A 23,964-nucleotide genomic window follows, 5' to 3' on the forward strand; every position below is an offset into this window, starting at 1 on the left:
CATGTTCTATATCATCTATGCTGTTTTTCCTGTCTGCATTCCTCTTTGATCAGGAGTACAAATGACAGGCAGCAAAATGACCTGGTTCAAGCTCCCGTAATTCAGGTCTGTCTGTCTTGCAGATTTCCATACACTCCTTGCACCTCGTATGAAAGGCACATCCCTGCGGAGGATTCGATGGACTTGGAAGGTCGCCGGTGAGCAACTCCCCAGCGCTTTTTATATCTGGATCAGGTATCGGCACCGCTGAAAGCAATGCCCTAGTATACGGGTGAAGCGGCTTTTCATACAGCTTATCCGCTTCGGTGATTTCTACTAGTCTGCCTAAATACATTACTCCTACTCTATCGCTGATATGTTTTACGACACCTAGATCATGGGCAATGAAAATATAGGTTAACTGGAATTCTTTTTGCAGATCTCTCAGCAAATTCAAGACTTGAGACTGTATGGATACATCCAGTGCAGAAACGGGTTCATCAGCAATGACCAGCTTTGGCCGCGTCATCAGCGCCCGTGCGATCCCGATCCTCTGGCGCTGTCCGCCGCTGAATTGATGGGGATACCGTTTAGCGTGGTAACTGCTGAGACCGACTACCTCGAGCATTTCCCTGACCATTTGTTTTCGTTCCTTCTTCGTCCCGATTCCGTGGACAATGAGGGGCTCTTCCAAAATTTTTTCCACAGTATGCCTCGGATTAAGTGATGCAAAAGGATCCTGGAAAACCATTTGCATGTCCTTCCGAGCTTTGCGCATTTCACTGTCCGAGAGGGTTACAAGATCTTTCCCTTCGAACACGACTTGTCCTTCTGTCGGGTCGATCAGGCGCATCAACATTCTGCCCGTTGTCGACTTCCCGCAGCCAGATTCTCCAACCAATCCAAGTGTTTCTCCTTTGTTGACCCAGAAGCTGATATTATCAACTGCTTTTACAGCACCTGTCTGTTTCCCAAAGATTCCACCTGTAATCGGAAAGTATTTTTTAAGACCGTCAACTTTTAACAGTACTTCTGCCATCGGCTATCCCCTCCTTCCGATGCAACAGGCAGCGAACAGTATGACCTGGACTTTCAGTTTCATACAGTTCCGGGTCCACACTCAGGCATTCGTCCATCACAAAATCGCATCTAGCCGCAAATCGGCAGCCTGTCTTAATGGAACCAGGCTTTGGCACATTCCCAGGTATCGAATATAATCGCTCTTTTTTATCCCGGATGTCAGGAATTGATTTAAGCAGACCAAGCGTATACGGGTGCTTTGGATTTTTAAAGATATCCCTAACCAGCCCTTCCTCGACAATTTTTCCTGCATACATCACAGCAACGCGCTGGCATACTTCGGCAACGACACCAAGGTCATGAGTGATCAAGATGATTGCTGTATCAAGCTTTTCATTCAAATCCTTCATCAATGCCAGGATCTGTGCCTGAATGGTCACATCTAGTGCTGTTGTCGGTTCATCTGCAATCAGGACCCGCGGGTGGCAGCTGAGTGCCATCGCAATCATGACCCTTTGTCTCATCCCACCGGAAAGCTGGTGAGGGTACTCCTTGACAATTTGCTCTGCTCTAGGAAGACCAACAAGCTTCAACATCTCAACAGCCTGCTGGTTTGCCAATTTTTTGCCAAGCTTTTTATGTATTTTCAACGCTTCAACTAGCTGTTCCCCAATTGTGAATAAGGGATTCAGCGAAGTCATCGGCTCCTGGAAAATCATCGCCACTTCATTTCCGCGGATCGCTCTCATCCTTGACTCGGAAGCATGGACTAAATCCTCCCCATTGAGCAGGATTTCCCCGCCGGTAATTTTCCCCGGCGGCTGAGGAATCAACTTCATGACCGACAAGGACGTTACGCTCTTGCCACTGCCTGATTCTCCGACTATTCCGAGAATTTCTCCTTTATTAACTGAAAAGCTAACATCCTCTACTGCAGGAATCTCTCCTTCCTTTGTGAAAAAGGAAGTCTTGAGATTTTTCACTTCTAAAACCGGAGCATCTGCCACTATCCTACTCCTTTCTATTTTCGAAATAGTATTTCTAAATATAATATTCAGTCTGTTTTAAACATTTTATATTAAAGGACCTCAAAGAGTCCACTGATTTTTCTCAAAGAATAAGAAAGTATAAAATTCACTTTGAGAATTGTCTAGCTCCAGCGCCTAGGAGTCTGTCCGATAAAAATTTTTTAGCGTATAATTATGCGAGAATGCTTCCTATTCATCCGTTTTATTGTATAAAACATTCATTTTGAATAAAAATACGTGGATTTCACTCCGTCGGACAGACTCCTAGCCCCTCGAGTCGCTTGTCTAGCTGCGGCTCCTAACTCCTCGAGACGCTTCGGTCCTGCCAATGAAGTCAAAGAACGACTTCACTGTCAGGCCCTCCAGCGCTTGTCGGAGTTGAACAGTCGCCTTCGCATTTCGAATTGTCTAGTGTCGCCTCCTAGAAACTCCGAAACTTCAACTCCTCCGGCAGAAGCAAAAATCGCTTCTTCCGGAGGAGTCTCCAGTTTCTGCGTTTCTGGGCAGTCGGCTATACTTTTCTTCTTCGGTCCGCCCAATGAAGTCAAAGAACGACTTCAATGGTCGGCCCTCCGAGGCACAGGATGTGCTAGACCCGCCAGCCACAGGACGTGGCGTTCTAGACGGGCAGCGCTTGTCGGGGCTGACCAAGGCGCTTGCGCTTTTCTCAATTGTTTAAAAACCGAAGCCAAATTGGCTTCGGTTCCGCTTCTAATCATTTACTTCTCCAATTGTTGTACCTGAAATAATCTATAATAGCCGCCCTGTTTTGCCATTAATTCATCATGGCTTCCGACTTCAACGATTTCACCATGCTCGATCAGGACAATTCTGTCGGCGTGGGTGATTGTTGACAAGCGGTGGGCTACAACAAAGGTTGTCCTGTCCTTTGCCAGCTTGTCAATCGCTTCCTGAATAAGATGTTCACTCTCAAGATCGAGGGCAGAGGTGGCTTCGTCAAGAATCAGGATTGGCGGATTTTTAAGAAATACTCGTGCTATGGCAACACGCTGTTTTTGGCCTCCGGAAAGCTTGACTCCTCTTTCTCCCACTTTTGTATCATAGCCTTCTGGCAGATTCATTATAAATTCATGAGCATTGGCAGCTTTTGCAGCCTGGATGACTTCTTCATCGCCTGCGCCTGGCTTGCCCAAAAGTATATTGGATTTCACCGATTCACTGAATAAAATATTATCCTGGGCAACCGTCCCAATCTTATCGCGCAAGGATCGGACCTTGAAGGAGCGGATGTCCTTCCCATCAAGCAGGATCACTCCATCGGTAACATCGAAGAATCTCGGAATCAGGCTGACAAACGATGATTTTCCGCCGCCGCTCATTCCAACCAGCGCGATCGTTTCCCCTTTTTCAACCTCTATATTTATCCTTTTCAGTACCGTCTCCCCTTCCTCTTCATACGAGAAACTGACATTTTTAAAAGAAATATCACCATGGACTTTTTTCAATTCCACGGCATCAGGAGCATCCTTAATATCATATTTTTCATCCAAGAACTCAAATACACGGTCCATGGAAGCAATCGACTGCGTAAGCGTCGTCGATGAATTGACCAGGCGGCGCAGCGGATTGTACAATCTGTCAATATAGGCAATGAAAGCTGCCATCTCCCCAATTGTGAGGTTTTCCTGAAGTACTTGATAACCGGAAAATCCGATGACAAGCAGGGGCGCTATATCCGTAATCGTATTTACCACTGCAAACGCTTTTGCATTCCAGCTTGTATGTTCTAACGCTTTTGTCAAAAAATTTTTATTTTGGAGGTCAAACTGTGTTTGCTCATAATCCTCAATTGCAAAGCTTTTGATTACTGAAATTCCGGCTACTCTTTCATGAAGATAGCTTTGTACCCCCGCTAGTGCCTGAGACCGTTCCCTTGTAAGCTTGCGCAGATTCCCAAAGAAGTATTTTACCGAAAAAGCGTAAAATGGGAACAGAACTAGGGAAACAACTGTTAACTTCACGTCCATCGTAAACATGATTGCAGCTGCAATCATGATTGTGGCAACATCCAGCCACAGATTCATTAGTCCCGTCACAACGAAAGTCTTTGTCTGCTCGACATCATTGATCATTCTCGAAATGACCTCTCCGGCTCTCGTATTAGAATAATATTTATAGCTGAGTCTTTGCATATGAGAAAACAGTCTGTCCCTTATATCATAGAGGATTTTGCTCGCGGTCCATTGCGCGAAATATTGGCGATAGTATTCAATCGGCGGCCTTAGTACGACAAACACTACGATCATAATACCCATGACCCAGATCAATTTATCTGTTTTTTCTCTCTCGGTCAAGGTATCGTTGCCGATGACATCATCAAGCACAAATTTGATCAAAAGTGGAATTAATAATGGAATTGCAAATTTCAGGATTCCGATAATGATCGTGCCGATGATTTGCAGCCTGTATGGCTTGACGAATTGTAAGTATCTGCGGATGCTGCCCAACTTTTAGTTCCCCCTTATGGAGCCTTGCTCGTGCACGAAACAAAAACCTGTTGAAACGAATCAACAGGCTGAAGCTTGTCTACTCCTGTATGTCAGCGGCGATAAGTTAAATACCGCTCATAGTAAATATCGATGAAGTCAGGCGCAAATGGTCCCTTTCTTTGCCTGATCCAGCGTTTGAGCTTTTCTACATTGTATTTCAAAATTTTGTCAATCACTTCTGGGTACTGCATTTCCTGACGATGCCGCTCGTATTCATCTTCATCGAGTAGATTAAACGTCATATCTGGAAAAACTTTAATGTCGAGATCATAGTCAATATATTTAAGCGCTTCTCCGTCAAAAATAAATGGAGAACTAATATTGCAGTAATAATATACGCCATCTTCCCGAATCATGCCTATAACGTTGAACCACAGCTGAGAGTGGAAGTAACAGATTGCCGGCTCTCTCGTAATCCATGTCCTGCCGTCTGACTCCGTGACGACAGTCCGATCATTTCCGCCGATTACAAGATTCTGTGTGCCCTTTAAAACGGTTGTTTCTTCCCAGACTCGATGGATGTGCCCATTGTGCTTATAACTATGGATTTGAATTGGTTCACCTTCTTTGGGTACGCCCATGTTCTTCTTCCTACTTCCTTTCCCCGAAACTTTGCAACCTATCCATGTATCTTTATCTTGGTTTCTTAAAAACGACAAAAGGCAACAAAGAACGATTCCTATTTTTTATTATTATAACGGTTACCGAGTGAATTTAAAACAAAAGAGCCATCGATTCCACCGATGACTCTTTAAATTTCCTATTTTCCTCTGCAAAAGTTAACGGTGGGTTACTGCCAGCTGCTGATACGTATGAATGACCTCCTCCGTCTGCTTTTCAAACATCCGATGGATTTCCTGCAGTTCCTGCTTTTTTCGGTTAATTTCCAAGTGAAGTTCTTCTAACTCAGCACTTTGGTTTAGTGCATCCAGCTGCAGTTCAATCTCCTGACATCTCTCTAGTTCAGACTGTAAAAAAAGAAGCTTTTCCATTGTATGCATTTGAATAGATACCAAATCGTTAAATTTATCCATGCTTTTCACCGCCTGTAAAATGATCTCCTAAAGAATTCTCGGGCAGCAGATAAAATCCTTTGACTAGTTATGTAGAGGAATGGGAACCTTTGTCGAATGACAAAGTAGGATTGGAACTTTTGCCCATAGAAAAGGCACTCTGCGAATAAGAGTGCCTTTCATTTAAGTGATATTAACTTTGTTGACCAGAGTTTTTCCCTTTACGAGCTTCAGCCTGTTGATTTTGCTTGCGAACTTCTTGAGCGTTTGTTTCACTCGCGAATTCTGTACCATATTGGCCTTGGCTTCCAGCAGATTGAGCGTTTTGCTGGCGTACTTCTTGAATGTTCGTTCCTGCTTGAGTTTGGTTAGGTTGTTTTGCCATCGTTTATCACCTCCACGAAATATAGATTAACCATCTAAGGAGGATACTATTCGACAAATTTCAACCAAAATTAAACCAATAGCGAAATTCCTCCATCAACAATGATTGTCTGTCCTCGAATCATGCTCGATTCATCTTTTAAAAGAAACAGGACTGCATTGATGATGTCATCGATTTCGACCATTCTACCAGCAGGTGTTTTTTCTCTCGCCTCTGCGAGGAGTTCTTCCCGATTTGGAAAATGAGTCAGTGCTTCAGTATCGACTGCACCACCTGAAACTGCGTTGACGACGATATTTTTGCGTGCTAATTCAACAGCCAAATAACGTGTAAGGGCCTCAAGCGCTGCTTTTGAGACTCCGACCGTCGTATAGTTCTCCAAATAGCGGATGGACCCAAGAGAACTGATGCTGACTATCTTCCCGCCGCCATTTCGTTCCATCAACTTCGCGGCTTCTTGGGCACAGAATAACAAAGCCTTACTATTAACGTTCATTGTCCAGTCCCAATGTGATTCTTCGAGTTCCATCGCAGGCCGCAGTACCCCTGATGCTGCATTGTTCACGAACACGTCCAGCCTTCCGAACCCTGCTTCGATTTGTTCAAACATCGCTTTAATTTTACTGACATCTCCCACATTTGCTTTAACAACTAGAGCCTTTCGTCCAAGTGCTTCGATTTGTTGTGCAGTTTCCAATGCTGCCGTTTTGCTGCGGGCATAATTGATGACAATGTCATACCCTTCTTTTGCAAGCCTGATGGCCGCTGCTTTGCCGATTCCACGGCTGCTTCCAGTAATGAGTGCTACTTTTTGCGTCATGTTTACGTTCCTTTCTGATCCTAATCTGTTACATGAATATGTTTCATTTTAGCTTTTTCAGGTTGATATGACAATAAATGTTCTCAAAGCATTTTAAGCTTTTGTAAATTCCAGATATTGTTGGAACATTTTTAGGTAAGGAACGGGGAAAGCATATTCCTGTAGCTCTGTTTCGGTAACCAGTTTTACATACGGTGTTTCCTGTATTTCAGCTTGAATGTTTCCACAAAATACATGAATATTCCATTTCAAATGGGAAAAAACATGATCTATTTCGCCGATCGTGTCATTTATCTTTGGGAATGAACCATAAAGGTCTTTGAAGTGGTCACTCAGTTGTTCTCGCTGCCTTTTAAATTCCAGGTTTAACTCAACCGTCGGAAACTCCCATAAGTTCGCTAACAAACCAGTTTCCGGACGTTTCCGAATGAGGATTTTGCCCTGGCTGTCTTTAAAAATACCTGCTGCAAGCTGGACGTTTTTTTGCTTTTTCTTTTTTGTTTTTATTGGCAATTCCTTTTGTACCCCTTCATGGAATGCCTGGCAATGATCCCTTACCGGGCAGAGGAGGCACGAAGGGGAGGTAGGGGTACAAATGAGCGCCCCTAACTCCATTAAAGCCTGATTAAAAAATGATGGGTGATCATGAGAGATGATCTCCTTTACAGCCGATTCAAAAATTTTCCGTGATGCAGGTCTGGCAATGTCTTCCGAAATGAGCAGGATCCTTGATAACACTCTCATCACATTTCCATCAACGGCAGGTTCAGGCTTCCCATACGCTATGCTCAGTATCGCACCTGCTGTGTATGGTCCCACCCCTTTTAACGAAGCAATTTCTTCCGGTGAATCTGGCACTTTGCCTCCGTACCGCTGGTGAACCTCCCTCACTGCGGATTGTAAGTTACGGACTCGGGAATAATATCCAAGACCTTCCCAAGCTTTTAGCACCTTATCTTCATCAGCGGAAGCAAGCGTCTCGATAGTTGGAAATTCTTCCATAAATCGTGTAAAATAAGGGATGACCGTGTTTACTTTAGTTTGTTGGAGCATGATTTCAGATACCCATATTTTATAAGGATCCTGATCTTTTCTCCATGGCAGTTCTCGCTGTTCCTTAACAAACCATTCGATCAAGTCATCCTGAAATGATTTTTTATCCATTTTAGCTATGCATTTCTTGATGTCAGTTGCCACTTTTGTTCCTCCATGTGTTAATCTTTCCGGAAATTTGGGAATATACTATTAACGATTCTGTTTTATTGCCAAGAAGCCTATGCGGTCGAGTCCTCCCGGAATATACTGATCCAGTATTCCAAAAACAGAATGACCCCGGGAAAGGCGCATCTTTTTGATCGCATGATAATGGGCTTCTGTCGGCACAAAAAACGATTCAATAAAGACATTTTTTTCGCCTGACAGTCTGCATGAAAACATTTTCGCTTCAAACTCGGGAAGCATCGCCGAAATTCGTTTGATGGCCTCAAGATATTGGCCAAGCAGATTTTGTTTTATTTCATATTGGATGATCATCTGAATCATTTCGTCAGCTCCTTTATCCATTTTGAAAGGACCGTGTTGATTCAGCCCTTTAATACTTTTGCATTCATTAACTCTCAAAAAAGGAGGCGGTTTCCATGGATACTGGTACACATGTTGTCATGGGGTTGGCTCTAGGAGGATTGGCGACGCTCGATCCAGCTGTCAGCGAAAGCAGCATTACAGCCAGCAGCGTATTGATCGCTACTCTTGTTGGATCACAAATCCCTGATATAGATACCGTTCTGAAACTAAAAAATAATGCTGTTTATATCCGGAATCATCGCGGAGTCACTCACTCTATCCCAGCTGTCCTTTTGTGGCCGCTGCTCATTACCGGGATAATATCCTTTTTTTCACCGAATGTAAATTTGCTGCACTTATGGATTTGGACATTCATTGCTGTATTCCTTCATGTTTTTGTCGACATTTTTAATGCATATGGAACCCAGGCACTAAGGCCTTTCTCGTCGAAATGGGTCGCATTAGGAGTCATTAATACTTTTGACCCGATAATATTTGCACTTCATGTCATCGGTTTGTTCCTCTGGGCTTTTGGAGCTAACCCTGGTTATACATTCATAACGATATATGGCATCCTTGTTCTCTACTATATATACCGATTCGTTATGAAGCATCGAATCAAGTGTGCCGTTGAAAAAATCGTTCCAGATGCGACCGAAATCATAATCGCTCCGACGATGCGCTTTAACCATTGGCGAGTAGCCGTCATGAACAAGCATCAATTCTTCGTCGGCCGCGGTAATAAACGTCTCGTCAGGATCCTTGACCAATTTAACCGTATACCTGTACCTGAAACTCCGGTGCTTGAAGCAGCAAAGAAAGATAAGAATCTGTCTGCTTTCCTTTCGTTCTCACCTGTTTACCGCTGGGAATGCGATGAATATGACGATTATTACGAAGTCAGGTTCATTGATTTACGCTATCGCAGCAACGGACACTATCCATTTGTTGCAGTTGTGAACTTAAACAAAAATCTGGAAATCCTCAGCTCGTATACAGGTTGGATTTACAGTGAGGAAAAATTACGTAAAAAATTAGAATTCCTTCCAGGGGAAGGATAAACCGGGTGTTTTTTATACCTGGTTTTTTTATTGCTGGTAGCGTGGTGTATAACAGAAGGGGATAGGGAATCATTGGTTAGCTTTATCCAATAAATCCTTATATCTTGGATTTCTGGCAACGAATTCGTGTAGCTGGTCCCCGTAATTTTCTATCCACTGGCGGACGACTTTTTCGGTCATTTCGCTGCCCATATATTTATGGCCGGCTTTTGCATATGTGGCTTCGAAGTCGCTCCACAAAAGCTCTACCCACCTCAAGGCCTGTTCAAAAGTGAGACCGCTGTTCTTTTCCTGCAGCAAGCTGGCTAGCTTTTCATGAGTTTCCTGCATCTTTATCACCCTTTGCCAATTTTTAATGTAGTTATGAATCCCGATCATTACTCGAATACTATAAATGCGTGCAGCCATTTTGGCATTACACGTAAATTCATCCATCACGGAGGACATTATGCGAAATAAAGTAACGAACTTCCCAAATCAGAACAACACCAAGCTCGAGGGCGAGCCTCGCGCAAAAGCAGAATATGCTTCAACAAGAGCTGACGGTACCATCAATACCCATCCGCAAGAGCGTATGTACGCCTCATCTCACCGTGAAGATGATACTTCAGCTGTGATTAAAGATCACTAATGTCTTGTTGTTCCTTTAGTTATGCCAGGAGCAAAACCAGATGCTATTTACTTCTGGTTTTGCTCCAACAACAAGGAAATTGGCAGCGCTTCTTCTCTTCCCTCTCCATTGAGACGTGCCCCCCAGGCAAAAACGCCATTCATATAAGCAATTTTGAAGTAGGCTCCCGGGTCGCCTTCAATGCCATAGATTTCCCCTGGCTTGAAGTCGTTCGGGTTCAGCATATAAGATTTGGCCATAGCAATTTTCCGCTCGTAAACAGCAAGCTCACTGCCCATCCCCATTTGCTCTGCTTTCCTTGCTTTATCCCGAAGGCTCGCGATTTCCTGGTTCAATTCGTATTCCGTCATTTCGCTGTACCGTTTTTCTCTACCCATATCGATTCACTCCTGAATTGTTACGCTTTTAGATTCATGCAATTAATGATATAACTAGATTATAGCATGTTTTTTAAGGAGGCTGTCATGGAGGCAATCATTGTTACCGGCGCGGGAACTGGCCTTGGAAAAGAGCTGGCATTGCTACTTTCCAAACAAGATTATCATGTAATTTTAACAGGTAGAACAGAAGATACCCTAAATGCTGTCAAACAACAGATTGAACAATCAGGGGGAAGTGCGACTGTACAAGCGCTCGACCTTCGAAATCTGGAGGAGATCAAGGAAATAGCGTTATTACTCAGCAAAAAGCATACATTATCCGGTCTCGTCAACAACGCAGGGATCGGTTACTTCGGTCCGTTCTCTGAAACCTCAGACACGGAAATGGAAGAGGTATTCCAGACAAATGTTTTTGGAACCATCCATATGACGAAGGCAATCCTTCCATATCTCGAGCAAAATCAGAAAGGTCTCGTTGTAAACATTATTTCCACGGCCGGCCTTCGGGGGAAAAAGCATGAAGCTGTCTATTGTGCCAGCAAATTCGCTGTCAGAGGTTTTACCGAAAGCCTTCAGAAGGAGTACGAAGCAACGGACATCCGTTTCGTCGCCGCTTATATGGGCGGGATGAATACACCTTTTTGGGAAGAAAGCGAACATGTAGCAGACCCAACGAAGTTTCGTTCTGCTACAGAAGTTGCCGAAATCATTGTAAACAATCTTGAAAAAACTGAAATTATTATAGAATCCAAAAAATCATGACAATTGTCATGATTTTTTATTATTCGTTTTCTTTTTCCAGTATAAATTCATCGATCATATCCATTGGGAATCCCTTGCGATATAAAGCCATCTTCAGCTTCTGTCTGTACTCCCGGTCTGGAAGCTTCCTGTATTTGTTGTACAATTTTTCCCCTTGCATCCTTAGTGCATCCATTTCGGCTTCATCTTCTTTTGCCATTGCCGTTTCGTCCATAGCAGCCCGGATTATGGAAAAAGAATATCCTTTTCGTTGCAGCATCTGCTCTATTTTCTGCTTCAATACTCTTGAGGAGTCCTTCTTATTTTTCACAGCATATTTTTCACTCAGTTTGATGGCCTTTTCCAGCTGTTCATCGAACGAAACGTCATCGACTGCTTTAGATATCAACTCAGGGGCAATCCCTTTTCCCTTTAGCTCCAGCTTAATGACTTCTGCACCTTTATCTGTTGTATTCAATTGCGTCCGCACAAATGCATTGGCAAATTCCTCATCATTCAGGAATTTAAATTCATATAATTTATGCACGGCTTCGTTAATGACTGAATCTGATATTTCTTTTTTCTTCAGATGTTCCCTGACTTCGGACTCTGACCGCATGCGATAGGAAAGATATTGGATTGCCGCATTATAGGCTTTCCGGATATCGTCCTGGAAAAGCACTTCCGTCACCGCAAAGTCATCCAGCTCCATCCCTTTTTTCAAGTTATGCTTGATTAAAACATCTTCATCGACACTGAAGGCATATTCTTCTCCCTTTCCGCTGTCAGTAAAAATGCTGTATCTGTCTTTATTGTGTTTTTGAACGGAGATTTTTGTAATGACTGGCATATGCTTTTCACCTCTAAAGAAATTTTAACACATTTAATGAAGGTTAATCATGATTAAAAGCAGTACTATATAGACAAGCGAAGAAACGGGAGGAATCTTATGAAAATTGCGATTACAGGAGGCACTGGTCTAGTCGGCAAAGCCTTAAGCAACGAATTGGTACGAAGTGGACACGAAGTAGTTATTTTAACCCGGAAAGTCACAGAAAAGGGATATAATCCAAAATTTGTCCAGTGGCTCAATCCCGGAGACCAGCCTGAAAATGAATTGGCTGGCGTAGAAGCAATCGTTAATCTTGCTGGTGCCACGATCAATAGCAAATGGACTAAGGAGTACAAACAGAAAATAATCGAAAGTCGGATGAAAGCAACCACTGAAGTGAAAAGAATCATTGCAGCTTTAAATAGGAAACCAAATGTACTTATCAACGCTAGTGCAGTCGGATATTATGGCACATCCCTGACAGGAGAATTTGATGAACAATCAGAACCAGGCCATGACTTTCTCGCTGACACAGTAAAAAACTGGGAGGCTGCCGCAAACGAGGCAAATATCAGGGTAGTTCTATGCCGATTCGGCTTGATTCTTGCTAAAACTGGTGGAGCACTGCCAAGAATGCTTTTCCCTTACCAATTATTTGCGGGCGGAAAAATTGGAACCGGTTCGCAATGGCTCTCCTGGATCCATATCGAAGACGTTATCCGCGGAATTATTTTTGCAATAGAAGAGAAGCAGTTGAAGGGGGCAGTCAATTTTGTTTCCCCTTCACCGGTGAGGATGGATCAATTTGGCAGAACGATATCCCAGGTTTTGAAGCGGCCTCATTGGCTTCCCGTTCCGGTATTTGCAATGAAATTCGCTCTTGGAGAGATGAGTGTGCTTGTATTAGAAGGTCAGAAAGTGAAACCCGAAAAGCTGCTTACCGCTGGTTTCTCATTCAAGTATCCTGTACTGGAAAAAGCTCTCAAAGATATTTTAGCGAATCATTCTGTTTAATCCCTTTCAACAAGGAAATACTTGTAAGGTAAATTATTTTGGAAAGGGTGGATTTATTATGGAAAAGAAGAAAAGAGATACTACCAAAAACACGTTATCAAGCATGCAGGAAGTTACATACAGCCGCGAATTCAAAAAAGCAGACAGAGCCGGCGGCTATACAAATGGAAAAAGATAATTGGCATAACCCTCCTCCGTTTGGAGGATCATAAAAGTACGGAAATACCTATTTCCGTACTTTTCAATTTGAAAGGGGTTTTTTCGAATGGGAAGAGCACATGGACATAAAACGCGGGATCGTAATAAAGCATCCCTCCCACAAGTTCCAAAGAATATGAAATCAGATGGACTTGATGTGGAATTTAATCGCGATTTAGCTGACCATGAAGACCTGGAAGCAATGGCACGCTCAAAAGCTGCCGATCAGCGCGCCCAAAGCAGGAGAAAATAACCCATCAAGGAAAAGCAGAATCGATATGATTCTGCTTTTTGTTCATAATCATCTTCTTCATTGCGAATACTATAAGCAATCATCAAAATGGAGGGATTACCAATGGCCAGAAGCAATAAGATTCTCGTACCCGAATCCAGAAATGCGCTTGATGATCTGAAAGCACAGGTAGCCGGAACTATGAAAGCGGAGGATGCAAAATTTGAAACAGCAAAAGAGATAGGTGTTCCTCTTAATAAGGGATATAACGGCAATCTTTCCACCCGGGAAGCTGGAAAAATCGGCGGAAAACTCGGTGGAAATATGGTTAAAGAGCTCGTGAGAATGGCACAGGAAACTTTGCGAAAACAGTAAGGCACAAGACTTTTTTAAATAACATTTGACATCTGCTGGAAAATGTAATATACTTAATTAGCTACGTCAAAATGAAGTAACTTGAATCACAAACAATACTATGTAAACAATTAATGGCGTTCTGCTTTTATTTTTAGGTAACAACTTATTCACACTGGATCGGCTTCGGAGCCGTAAGGATACAAGAGAGGTAGGGCTTGTGTCGTTTAGGTTAAAAATGGTCAAGTGGAATTTTGTACCGCGGCAAAGTTTATAAATGGATGATATATTATACATCTTGTGGAGTAGCAAGTTACTTGAAAGCGAACCGGGGACGGTTCGCTTTTTCTATTTGTCCTATGCTCTACAGTCCCCGATTGCTCTTGCTGGTTCAATTGTTGGTTCCATTGCTTTCAAGGTTTCAGCAGGATATTCTTCTCAAGCTGGCTCGTGTATAATTCATGGTAAAAACCTTTTTTCGCCAATAATTCTTCATGGCTGCCTTTTTCCACGATTTTGCCACTCTCAATGACGATGATCTGATCGGCATTTTTAATTGTGTTCAAGCGATGGGCTATAATAAAACTTGTTCTTCCTTTCAGCAAATGCTGAAGGGCTTCCTGAATTTTCAATTCCGTGATCGTATCAATGCTGCTTGTCGCTTCATCCATTATCAAAATCGCTGGGTCGGCAAGGATCGCTCTGGCAATCGATAATAATTGCCTTTGCCCCTGACTGATCCCGGCATCATCCTGACTAAGCTCGGTATCATACCCTTTCGGCAATCGGTGAATGAAGAAATGGGCATTGGCAGCTTTGGCAGCCTTTACTACTTCTTCATCCGTAGCGTCCAGTCTTCCGTAGCGAATATTCTCCCTGATGCTTCCCTGAAAAAGAAAGGAATCTTGAAGGACGAACCCCATTTGTTTCCGAAGACTGTCGCGGGTGATTTTCTTACTGTCGTGCCCATCAAACAAGATCAGCCCCTGTTCCGGTTCATAAAAACGGGAAATCAAGTTGATGATCGTCGACTTGCCAGCACCTGTTGGACCAACCAATGCTATCGTTTCGCCCGGCTGTGCGGAGAAATTTAAATTGGAAACGGTATCTCCTCCCTTTTCATAGGAAAAGGAAACATCCTTAAACTCGACTTTCCCGATCATGTTAGGGAGTGGTACGGCCCCCTTTTCATCCACTGCTTCTTCTTCAGTATCGATGATGTCAAAAACACGATCGGCTCCTGCCACAGCAGAAAGTAGGGTATTGAACTGATTCGACAGATCATTCAATGGCCTTGTGAACTGCCGGGAGTATTCGGAAAAGATAACAATCGTTCCGATCGTTACATATCCTTTTAATGCGAAGAAGCCGCCCACTGTTGCCACGATCGTAAAGCTAAGGTTATTAAGCATATTCATTAATTTTGGGATGAAGCCCGTTAGTGTTTGCGCCCAGTAACCTGATTCTTTTAGCCGCTGATTTTTTATCCGGAATTCTTCAATAACTTGTGGTTCCTGAGAAAATGACTTGATAATTCTTTGTCCAGAAATTATTTCCTCGATATATCCATTCATCTCGCCAAGCCGGCCCTGTTGTTCTTTATATAACTTGCCGGTACGGCCCGTAATCCATTTCATCCCCAGAAACATTAATGGTACGATAATCATCGTCACCAAAGTCAGCATAGGACTCAGCCAAATCATGACTGCCAATGTTCCAACTAAGGTAAGCACGCTTGAAAAAACCTGGATGACAGATGAATTCAGAGTCGTACTGACATTTTCAATATCATTCGTGATCCGGCTCATCAATTCCCCATGCTGGCGTTTGTTAAAGAAGTCAATCGAAAGCTGATGAAATTTGCTAAAAAGCTGCCTCCGCATGATATAGACTGTCTTCTGGGCAATTCCGATCATCCAGTAGCTTTGAAACCATAATGATAGGGAGTGCATCACATAAACTGCGGCAAGGCCGATTAGTAGCAAACTAAAACCATCCGTTGAACCGGTTGCAAAGTACTTGTCGATGCCCCAGCCGATTAGAAATGGGCCAAGCAATCCAAGCGCTGAGCTCGCCACTATCATCAACAGCACAAGAATCAGCAAGTTTCGCTCATCGGCAAGATAGGACCAGATCCTCCTGATGGTCCGGCCACTTCCTTTAATTGTGCTTTTTTGATTGCCTGCGTGTCTCTCTCTTTGTATTTTTACCATTCGGCCTTCACCTCCCCAAACTGGGAGCTATAGATTTCCTGATAAAGCGAAGAAGATTTTAGCAGATGCTCATGCTCGCCAAAGCCAATTAATGATCCGTCCTCGAGCAAAAGGATCTTATCAGCATCTTTTGCGGTGCTGACTTTTTGTGTAATGATGACCGTTGTACAGTCATATTTGCGAATGGCATGAAGCAGCTTTGCTTCTGTTTTTAAATCGAGTGCACTTGTGCTGTCATCGAGCAGAAGGATTTTCGGCTTTTTAATCAAAGCCCTGGCAATGGATAATCGCTGTTTTTGGCCGCCCGAAAGATTGACACCTTTTTGTCCGAGAAGCGTATCGTATTGGTTTGGTAGTTTCTCAATTGTCTCATGAATTTGGGCGTCTTTGGCTGCCTCGATCAATTCCTCTTCCGTGGCATTCTGCTTGCCCCAAGCGAGATTCTCCTTGATCGAGCCGGTGAACAGCACAGACTCCTGAGGAACGTAACCGATCGCTTCCCTAAGACTTCTAAGCTTCAGTTCCTGGATATTCCGGCCATCGATTCGGATTTCTCCGCTGGTCACGTCATATAACCGCGGAATGAGCTGGAACATAGCCGTTTTTCCCGCCCCGGTCGCTCCAAGGACGGCTACGGTTTCGCCTTTGCTGATTTTGAATGACAAATCATCCAATATTGGAATATTGGTGTTTGGAAACTGAAATGAAACTTTGTCAAACTCGATTTCACCTGCAGAAATTTCATACCCATCCTGACTCCCAGCGGTATCTTCAAGATCGATTCCCTCATTCAGTACTTCCATAACACGCTCAGCCGATGCTCTGGAACGGGAGAATACCATGATGATCCACGAAAACATGGAAAAAGCTGCAGTAATCCTGGCAGCATAGTTCACGATCGCGACCACTTCGCCTACGGATACTCTGCCGGACTGGACATCTATTTTTCCAAACCAAAGAACCACAATGACACTTAAATTCATGAAAAGCAGCAGCACCGGTATCGTTGACTCCGTTACCCTTAAAGCAAATACGGTGCGATTTTTTAACTGATCGTTGGATTTTTCAAATCTTGTGCCTTCGTAATCCCCTCGGGCAAAAGCCTTGATCAGTCTCATGCCTACAAGATTTTCTCGCATTACGCCATTGACTCTGTCCAGACGTCTCTGGACACTTTTAAATAAACCAGCCGCCTTTGTCATAATCCAAATAAGGAAAATCAGCAGTGGCGGGATGATGATCACAAAAGGCATTGCCAATTTCACATGGACCAACATCGCCATAACGATTCCCCCAATTACCAGCAGCGGAGCGCGCAATGCCATCCGCAGGCTCATGAAGAACGTGTTCTGAAGCTGGGTTACATCATTGGTGATTCTTGTAATCAAGGACGATGATGAGAAATGGCTGAAGTTAGTGAAGGAAAAAGACTGAACCTTAGAAAATAGCCTTTCTCGAATGTCGAAGCCAAAACTTTGGCCTGCATGAGCTGCTAAAAACGAGTTTGCAATCCCAGAGACAAAGGCAAGGAGAGAGATTCCGAGCATCACTCCACCCCATTTGATAACCGTGTCCAGGTCTTTGGCAACAATTCCTTCATCGATAATTTTCGCAATTAACAGCGGCTGTATAAGCTCTACAGCCAATTCGACAAGCATTAAGCTTAGCGCAGCCGCAATTGGTATGCGATATGGTTTTACAAATGAAAATATACTCATGAAGATTCTGCCCCCTGTTGTCCCATCCCATTATTATTTCGACTTCCGAATTTCACACCTTCTATCATACCTCTTTTCTTATATTTTTTGAATGAAAAGAGTAACAAAAACGGTCCATTTTCTGGACCGTCCACATTTTGTTCCTCTCTTAGTTATTTAACTAAATAAAAAATCATTCTTGCGTTTTTTTGCAATCCTAAACTTTGTTGTAAAGGAGTCCAATAAGAAAAACCGGGCAAAAACCGCCTGGTCTTTTTTCGTTTGGTGGATAATCGGGGCTGTTGATTGGAACGTATGACACTCGCTTTCCGCGGGGCGACAGATGAGCCTCCTCTCGCTCCGCTCAAACCTTTCCGATCGCAACCAAGTCTATCACCATCCAAATAAATAATTTCACCCCAACCCCTCACAGGACCGGTTTTTTGGGGCTTTCTTGACAACTTTTCGCTCTACATACCCAGACCTAGTCTTGTCCAGCATTAGCACATAGCCCAAGGCTTAGGCAAGCCGTTTGCCGCTAACTCCTCGAGACGTTTTTCGCCTTTGGTCTATCAACAAAAAAGATTCGTTTAAGAATATTGGGATTCACGCCCGATTTTCCCGCAAAAAAGGGTCAATATATAATTCTGATATTATAAAAAAGCCAGCTGCACTTTGACAGCTGGCTGGTTTATTGGAGGAAAATATTGTACATTTATGAATTTTGTACGAGATGGTCTTTCAGCTGGTCCCTCAACGCCCGCTTCAGGAATTTTCCGACGGAGGTTTTCGGAATTTCTTCCATAAATACTACGTCATCTGGCAGCCACCATTTAGCGAACTGCGGTGCGATGAACTCGAGCAGCTCCTGCTTTGTGACTTTACCTTTGTATTGTTCTTTAAGGACGACGCAGGCGACCGGGCGTTCCTGCCATTGTTCATGCGGAACAGCGACAACACTTGCTTCGAATACGGCATCATGGGACATAAAGGCATTCTCAAGGTCAACGGAGGAAATCCACTCCCCACCGCTCTTTATTAAGTCATTTGTTCGGTCGACAAGCTTGATGACGCCTTCTTCATCTACAGTGGCGACATCGCCAGTATAAAGCCAGCCATCACGGAATGCATCTTTGGACCGTTCATCCTTGTAATATCCATCCGCAATCCACGGTCCCCGCAGCAGCAGTTCGCCCATTTCTTCGCCATCCCACTTCACTTCCCCATTCCCGCTAATGACCTTCATTTCCAAACCTGGAACGAGCAGTCCCTGCTTGGAACGGATATCGAGAATTTCTTCTTCTTCCAAGCCAATCTGGTATCTTTTCAGACGGGAAACCGTGGCCAGCGGAGTCGTTTCCGTCATCCCATAAGCGTGCAGGAATGGAATTTTGTACTTCGTTTCAAACGCTTTGATCATCCCTCTTGGCGCAGCAGACCCTCCACAGACAATCGATCTGAGCGATGACGTATTATAACTTCCTTTTTCCAGTTCATTTAAGAGGCCAAGCCAGATCGTCGGTACTCCTGCGGTAAAGGTGACCTTCTCCTGATCGATCAATTCTGCCAGCAGTTTTGGAGTGAACAGCGGCCCTGGAAGCACCTGGGTAGAACCAAACCATGTCGCAGCAAATGGCAGACCCCAGGCATTGGCGTGGAACATCGGAACAACCGGTAGGACGACATCTGTTTCCGATAACGCAGCAGTATCAGCCAGACCAAACGCGAAACTGTGGAGGACAATGCCCCTATGGGAGTAAACTACGCCTTTTGGATTCCCTGTTGTGGCTGATGTATAGCACATTCCGGCAGGGTCATTTTCATCTATATTTTTTACGAATTCGAACTTAGGGCTGGATTCTCGCAATAGTTTTTCATAGGAATAGACAGGTTCCAATGTTGTTTCCGGCAGCTCATCTTTGTCAGTCATGATAATATATGCTTCCACCGTTTTAAATTGATCCTTGCTCCGCTCAATCAGCGGCACCAAATCCTCATCGATAAGCAATACCTTATCTTCCGCATGATTGATGATATAAGAGACATGCTCAGGGGATAATCGTATATTGATCGTATGGAGCACAGCCCCCATACCAGGTGCGGCGAAATAGGCTTCTAGATGACGATGATGATTCCAGGCAAAAGTTCCGACCCGGTCGCCTTTTTCAATACCAAGCTTTTCAAGCGCACTAGCAAGCCTCCGGGTCCGCTCGCCAATCTCCTTGTAGGTGAACCGGTGAATACCTGATAGTGTCCGCGACACTACCTGCTTTTTCGGGAAAAACTTTTCAGCTCTTTCTAATAGTGATCCTACTGTCAATGGAGTATTCATCATAATTAACCATTCCCCTTCCGCATATTTATTTTCTTTGCTTCCTTTCTTTTATAATCGCTTCTGACTGTTCTCCCTTTTCAGGCGGAGGCGTACTTTTCCGTGCTGTCAAATCGCCATGCATTTTAATTTGACCTTCTGGAAGAATGAAGCTTCTTTCCCGCCAATAAGGATCGTCTTTCAACTCGGCTGTTTCGAGGACGGGAGTCAGGCAGCAGTCAATCTTCCTGCCGAATTCTGACCACTCTGACAGCGATTTGCTTTTAAACAACTGAACAAGCTCAGTGAAAACAGGATTTGATTCTTCTGGTCTCGAATCATGTGCTAGCTGCCAGTCCGGCCGTCCGACAGCCTGGCAAAAATTGTTCCAAAATTTTGGCTCAAGAGCCCCTAGGCTGACATAGCGACCGTCTTTTGTTTCGTAAATTCCATAGCTGATGATCGTACCGTTCAGGACGGAAACGCCATGTTCGTATCCCGTTTCTTTTTCGATCAGCACATGGTTTGCCATCAGGGAAGCCATGCTGTCGGCAATCGAGATGCAGTGATTGCTCCCCTCTCCGCTTCTCCCCCTTGCCACCAGTGCTGCCAGAATCCGTTCACTCGCAGCCAATCCCCCGATATAATCGGAAAACGTATGGGTTGGATGGATTGGTCTTCCTGCACTGTCCTTTAACTGTGCTAAACTACCGCTCAAGCTCATGTAATTTAGGTCATGGCTTCCTAGTCGGCTCATTTCCCCATCTGAACCGTATCCGGTCACTGAACAATAGATGATGCCGGGATTGCGCTTTTTTACAGCTTCATAGCCAAGCCCGAGCTTTTCCATCACACCAGGCCTGAAGCTTTCAACAACAACGTCCGCCTCCGCAAGTAAATCAAGAGCAAGTGATTTTCCTTCCTGCTGCTTTAAATCGATCACGATGCTTTTTTTGCCGCGATTATGGGCGTTGAACACATACCCATCTCCTGAGTTCCTCGCCGGATCTCCTTCAGGTGCTTCGACTTTGATCACCTCTGCCCCAAATTCCGCTAGCCTCAGCGTTGCAAACGGACCCGGGATATAATTCGTGAAGTCTATAATTTTAATATCCTTCAACATGTTTTTACATTCCTTTCCGTTAAGTCAGCATCCCTTTTGAAACCATATCTTCCATTTGTTTACGCAGCATGAATTTCTGGATTTTTCCGCTCGCATTCCGCGGCAACACATCGACGAAAATGTACTTGCGAGGCCGTTTGTAATTTGCCAGGCTGTCGCTATTTTTGCACCATTCGTCCAGAGCTTCTTCTGACAGCTGAGAATCTTTTTTCACAACAAAGGCTGTTACGGATTCACCCCAGCGGTCATCCGGCTGCCCGACAATCGCGACGTCAAGTACCCCTTCATGGGCATGGAGTACGTCCTCGACCTCGCGCGGATAAATATTTTCCCCGCCGCTGATGATCATGTCATCCACCCTGTCCTTCACCCACAGAAAACCATCTTCATCAAGGTAACCGATATCTCCTGAATGGTACCAACCCTTGTATAACGCTTTTTCTGTTGCTTCTTCTCGATTGAAATAGCCGGACATCATGCATGGACCTTGGACGATTATTTCCCCGCTTTCTCCAGGCGGAAGGACGTCTTCCGGTTCGGACGGACCCTCCTCATTCGGGCGGACAATCCTGATTTCGTGGTTTAGGCAAGCTTGACCAGCAGCACCTGCTTTAGTCAATTGGTCATCCTCAGAAAGGAAGGCGATCGCCGGACCCATTTCCGTCATTCCATAAGCCTGAACAAGTTTGATGCCGAGTCGCTCATGGCAGGCATGGACAAGCGATGGCGCCATCGGAGCTGCTCCATATAATCCAAGCTTCAGACTTTCAATATGATAGTCTGATAGATTCTCCTGTAAAAGCATATTCCACATCGTTGGCGCAGCGAAGAACTTGGTTATTTTTTCGGAACCTATCAGTTCAAGCACTTTCTTCGGAGCAAATTGATGGAGGATGACATTGCTGCCACCGACATGGACTCTCGGCAGGAAAGCGCAATGCAGTTCAGCGCAGTGGAACATTGGCGCAGTCACTAGGCCATTATCACCTGCATCCAATTTCGTTGAACCGATAACAAGCATGCTTTGTTCGACCATATTTCGATGCTTGTGCATGACTCCCTTTGGCCTGCCGGTCGTACCGCTTGTATACATGATTGCGTACAGGTCATCCTCTTGAACATTCATTTCAACTGGCTTAGGCTCAGCCGCTTTCACTTTTTCGTGATAACTCTGTGCATATTCTGGGGCATTTTCATCGATAAACCAGAAAGAGATATGCGGAAACCTGTTTTCAATCGATGCAATCACTGGCTCAACTGCTTTTTCAAAAATAACTACCTTCGGCTCAGCGTCTTTTAGAATAAACGCGACCTCTTCCCCCTGCAACCTGAAATTAATAGGGTTGAAAACAGCACCAATCTTTGCGCAAGCAAAAAACGCGGTGCCCAGCTCTTCTGTGTTAAAGGTGAAGGTAGAAACCCTGTCTCCTTTTTTCACCCCTTCAGCGAGAAGCGCATTGGCAAGCCGATTTACCTCATCATTCCATTCGCTGTACGTATAACGGACATTTCTGCGGACATCATAGAGGGCATCCTTGTTCGGGAACTTCATTACGGTCAGGTCAAAAATTTTGCCGATTGTTGTGCTCATTTACATTCCTCCTAATGAAATGTCATTTTATGCGCTGTATATGGAACTCCGATTGGTGACCTCTTTTTCTCCATTTCGCTGATTTCGGTCACCAATAGAAAAATCTAATCTAACCGCTCGATAATGGTTGCGTTCGCCATGCCATGGCCTTCACACATCGTTTGCAATCCATATCTGCCACCAGTCCGTTCAAGCTCGTGCAGCATCGAGATCATCAGGCGGGCGCCGCTTGCCCCAAGAGGGTGTCCGAGCGCAATTGCTCCGCCGTTTGGATTGAGCTTTTCAGGATCCGCACCAGTTTCCTTCAGCCATGCCATTGGCACAGGTGCAAAGGCTTCATTGACTTCGAATACATCGATGTCCTCCAGCTTCAATCCGGCTTTTTCGAGCACCTTTTCTGTTGCCGGAATCGGCCCTAACAGCATCAGTGTCGGGTCTGATCCTACGACTACCCTTGTATGGACCTTAAAGCGCGGTTTCAAGCCGAGCTCTTCTGCTTTTTCACGGTTCATCAACAGCAGTGCTCCTGCACCGTCACTGATCTGGCTTGAGTTCCCAGCATGGATGACACCATCCTCTTTAAACACCGTTTTCAGCCCGGCCAATACCTCTGGTGTCGTTCCTTCCCGCGGGCCGGAATCCTCCGACATCCAAGTGGTCTCCCCATTTTCAAGTGTTACCTCAAGGGGCATGATTTCTTTTTTAAAATAACCCTCGGCCTGCGCCTTCAAAGCACGGCGGTGACTTTCAGCAGAGAATTCATCAAGCTCCTGGCGGGTAAAACCGTATTTCTCTGCGATTCGTTCTGCAGATAGTCCCTGATGAATCATCTCGTGTTGTTCTCTTAATTTAGAACTAAAAGGGTGGGCATCCTGGTAATTGGAACCCATTGGAACTCGAGTCATATTTTCAACGCCGCCGGCAATGACGACATCCATATCCCCTGCAAGAATTGCCTGCGCAGCAAAATGGACGGCCTGCTGACTAGACCCGCACTGGCGGTCTATTGTTGTTCCTGGTACTTCAATTGGGAAACCGGCAGTCAAGGCAGCTACCCTGGCAATATCTCCGGCCTGTTCTCCTGACTGTGTCACACACCCCAAAATGACATCTTCGACAAGACCGGCGTCGATGCCAGCCCGCTTGACTACCTCTTTCAAAACTAGTGCCGCTAGCTCATCCGACCTGATATCCTTTAACAACCCTTTTCTCCTGCCGACAGGTGTCCTAACAGCTTCAACGATTACCACTTCACGCATGTTTCCTCT

General features: G+C 44.6%; 25 protein-coding genes. 7 read left to right on the forward strand and 18 right to left on the reverse strand.

Annotated features, from left to right (window positions below):
• Positions 1-49 precede the first annotated feature (49 nt).
• The 9 genes from J2S25_RS10530 to J2S25_RS10570 all read right to left on the reverse strand — a co-directional run bounded on the left by J2S25_RS10530 (position 50) and on the right by J2S25_RS10570 (position 8,297).
• The gene (locus J2S25_RS10530; protein ID WP_044394078.1) at positions 50-1,018 is read right to left on the reverse strand and encodes an ABC transporter ATP-binding protein; all 969 of its coding nucleotides are present in this window, start codon (positions 1,016-1,018) and stop codon (positions 50-52) included.
• A complete protein-coding gene (locus J2S25_RS10535; protein WP_044394079.1) occupies positions 993-2,006 on the reverse strand; it encodes an ABC transporter ATP-binding protein in 1,014 nt (337 codons plus the stop codon). Before J2S25_RS10535 ends, J2S25_RS10530 begins: the two co-directional genes overlap by 26 nt.
• A 740-nt stretch (positions 2,007-2,746) precedes the next feature.
• Positions 2,747-4,495, reverse strand: coding sequence for an ABC transporter ATP-binding protein (locus J2S25_RS10540; protein WP_044396685.1), 1,749 nt, complete (start codon positions 4,493-4,495; stop codon positions 2,747-2,749).
• Between the two features lie 92 nt (positions 4,496-4,587).
• Entirely contained in the window at positions 4,588-5,118 is a 531-nt protein-coding gene (gene ntdP / locus J2S25_RS10545) for a nucleoside tri-diphosphate phosphatase (RefSeq protein ID WP_044396683.1), read from the reverse strand.
• Between the two features lie 198 nt (positions 5,119-5,316).
• Positions 5,317-5,571: a YgaB family protein gene (locus tag J2S25_RS10550; protein WP_044396681.1), complete on the reverse strand. Its 255-nt coding sequence runs from the start codon at positions 5,569-5,571 to the stop codon at positions 5,317-5,319.
• A gap of 172 nt (positions 5,572-5,743) precedes the next feature.
• Positions 5,744-5,935, reverse strand: coding sequence for a gamma-type small acid-soluble spore protein (locus J2S25_RS10555; RefSeq protein WP_044396679.1), 192 nt, complete (start codon positions 5,933-5,935; stop codon positions 5,744-5,746).
• Positions 5,936-6,005: 70 nt separating this feature from the next.
• Entirely contained in the window at positions 6,006-6,755 is a 750-nt protein-coding gene (fabL, locus tag J2S25_RS10560; RefSeq protein WP_044396676.1) for an enoyl-[acyl-carrier-protein] reductase FabL, read from the reverse strand.
• 93 nt (positions 6,756-6,848) lie between these two features.
• Entirely contained in the window at positions 6,849-7,919 is a 1,071-nt protein-coding gene (gene mutY, locus J2S25_RS10565; RefSeq protein ID WP_307191887.1) for an A/G-specific adenine glycosylase, read from the reverse strand.
• Positions 7,920-8,000: 81 nt separating this feature from the next.
• Entirely contained in the window at positions 8,001-8,297 is a 297-nt protein-coding gene (locus J2S25_RS10570) for a hypothetical protein (protein ID WP_052807100.1), read from the reverse strand.
• Between the two features lie 95 nt (positions 8,298-8,392).
• Here J2S25_RS10570 and J2S25_RS10575 point away from each other — a divergent pair, with 95 nt between their 5' ends.
• A complete protein-coding gene (locus J2S25_RS10575; RefSeq protein WP_044396148.1) occupies positions 8,393-9,379 on the forward strand; it encodes a metal-dependent hydrolase in 987 nt (328 codons plus the stop codon).
• A 69-nt stretch (positions 9,380-9,448) separates the two neighbouring features.
• Here the strand turns inward: J2S25_RS10575 and J2S25_RS10580 are convergent, their stop codons facing one another.
• Positions 9,449-9,709 carry a YfhJ family protein gene (locus J2S25_RS10580; RefSeq protein ID WP_044396172.1) on the reverse strand — a complete coding sequence of 87 codons (261 nt, stop codon included), beginning with the start codon at positions 9,707-9,709 and terminating at the stop codon, positions 9,449-9,451.
• 118 nt (positions 9,710-9,827) lie between these two features.
• Here J2S25_RS10580 and J2S25_RS10585 point away from each other — a divergent pair, with 118 nt between their 5' ends.
• On the forward strand, positions 9,828-10,010 hold the full coding sequence (locus tag J2S25_RS10585) for a small, acid-soluble spore protein K (RefSeq protein ID WP_044396151.1): 183 nt from the start codon (positions 9,828-9,830) through the stop codon (positions 10,008-10,010).
• A 47-nt stretch (positions 10,011-10,057) separates the two neighbouring features.
• Here J2S25_RS10585 and J2S25_RS10590 read toward each other — a convergent pair whose 3' ends face one another.
• The gene (locus J2S25_RS10590) at positions 10,058-10,387 is read right to left on the reverse strand and encodes a YfhH family protein (RefSeq protein WP_044396153.1); all 330 of its coding nucleotides are present in this window, start codon (positions 10,385-10,387) and stop codon (positions 10,058-10,060) included.
• Between the two features lie 87 nt (positions 10,388-10,474).
• Here J2S25_RS10590 and J2S25_RS10595 point away from each other — a divergent pair, with 87 nt between their 5' ends.
• Entirely contained in the window at positions 10,475-11,152 is a 678-nt protein-coding gene (locus J2S25_RS10595) for an SDR family NAD(P)-dependent oxidoreductase (RefSeq protein WP_044396155.1), read from the forward strand.
• Positions 11,153-11,171: 19 nt separating this feature from the next.
• Here J2S25_RS10595 and recX read toward each other — a convergent pair whose 3' ends face one another.
• Entirely contained in the window at positions 11,172-11,981 is an 810-nt protein-coding gene (gene recX / locus J2S25_RS10600) for a recombination regulator RecX (protein WP_044396157.1), read from the reverse strand.
• 99 nt (positions 11,982-12,080) lie between these two features.
• Here recX and J2S25_RS10605 point away from each other — a divergent pair, with 99 nt between their 5' ends.
• From J2S25_RS10605 to J2S25_RS10620, 4 genes are all read left to right on the forward strand, one after another.
• Positions 12,081-12,977, forward strand: a complete 897-nt coding sequence (locus J2S25_RS10605) for a TIGR01777 family oxidoreductase (RefSeq protein ID WP_044396159.1) — start codon at positions 12,081-12,083, stop codon at positions 12,975-12,977.
• 58 nt (positions 12,978-13,035) lie between these two features.
• On the forward strand, positions 13,036-13,155 hold the full coding sequence (locus J2S25_RS10610) for a YfhE family protein (protein WP_084221900.1): 120 nt from the start codon (positions 13,036-13,038) through the stop codon (positions 13,153-13,155).
• A gap of 87 nt (positions 13,156-13,242) precedes the next feature.
• A complete protein-coding gene (locus J2S25_RS10615) occupies positions 13,243-13,428 on the forward strand; it encodes a YfhD family protein (protein ID WP_044396162.1) in 186 nt (61 codons plus the stop codon).
• Between the two features lie 102 nt (positions 13,429-13,530).
• Positions 13,531-13,782 (forward strand): alpha/beta-type small acid-soluble spore protein, encoded by a 252-nt coding sequence (locus tag J2S25_RS10620; protein ID WP_044396164.1) that lies wholly within the window; start codon positions 13,531-13,533, stop codon positions 13,780-13,782.
• 392 nt (positions 13,783-14,174) lie between these two features.
• Here J2S25_RS10620 and J2S25_RS10625 read toward each other — a convergent pair whose 3' ends face one another.
• The 6 genes from J2S25_RS10625 to J2S25_RS10650 form a co-directional block, all read right to left on the reverse strand.
• A complete protein-coding gene (locus tag J2S25_RS10625) occupies positions 14,175-15,974 on the reverse strand; it encodes an ABC transporter ATP-binding protein (protein ID WP_307191840.1) in 1,800 nt (599 codons plus the stop codon).
• Positions 15,968-17,692: an ABC transporter ATP-binding protein gene (locus J2S25_RS10630; RefSeq protein ID WP_307191841.1), complete on the reverse strand. Its 1,725-nt coding sequence runs from the start codon at positions 17,690-17,692 to the stop codon at positions 15,968-15,970. Before J2S25_RS10630 ends, J2S25_RS10625 begins: the two co-directional genes overlap by 7 nt.
• A gap of 694 nt (positions 17,693-18,386) precedes the next feature.
• A complete protein-coding gene (locus J2S25_RS10635) occupies positions 18,387-20,006 on the reverse strand; it encodes a long-chain fatty acid--CoA ligase (RefSeq protein WP_307191842.1) in 1,620 nt (539 codons plus the stop codon).
• Between the two features lie 25 nt (positions 20,007-20,031).
• Positions 20,032-21,105 (reverse strand): CaiB/BaiF CoA transferase family protein, encoded by a 1,074-nt coding sequence (locus J2S25_RS10640; protein ID WP_307191843.1) that lies wholly within the window; start codon positions 21,103-21,105, stop codon positions 20,032-20,034.
• A gap of 19 nt (positions 21,106-21,124) precedes the next feature.
• Positions 21,125-22,696: a fatty acid--CoA ligase gene (locus tag J2S25_RS10645; protein ID WP_307191844.1), complete on the reverse strand. Its 1,572-nt coding sequence runs from the start codon at positions 22,694-22,696 to the stop codon at positions 21,125-21,127.
• 104 nt (positions 22,697-22,800) lie between these two features.
• Positions 22,801-23,955 (reverse strand): thiolase family protein, encoded by a 1,155-nt coding sequence (locus tag J2S25_RS10650; RefSeq protein WP_307191845.1) that lies wholly within the window; start codon positions 23,953-23,955, stop codon positions 22,801-22,803.
• Positions 23,956-23,964: the final 9 nt, after the last annotated feature.

Source organism: Mesobacillus stamsii, assembly GCF_030814065.1.
Taxonomy (GTDB): domain Bacteria; phylum Bacillota; class Bacilli; order Bacillales; family Cytobacillaceae; genus Mesobacillus; species Mesobacillus stamsii.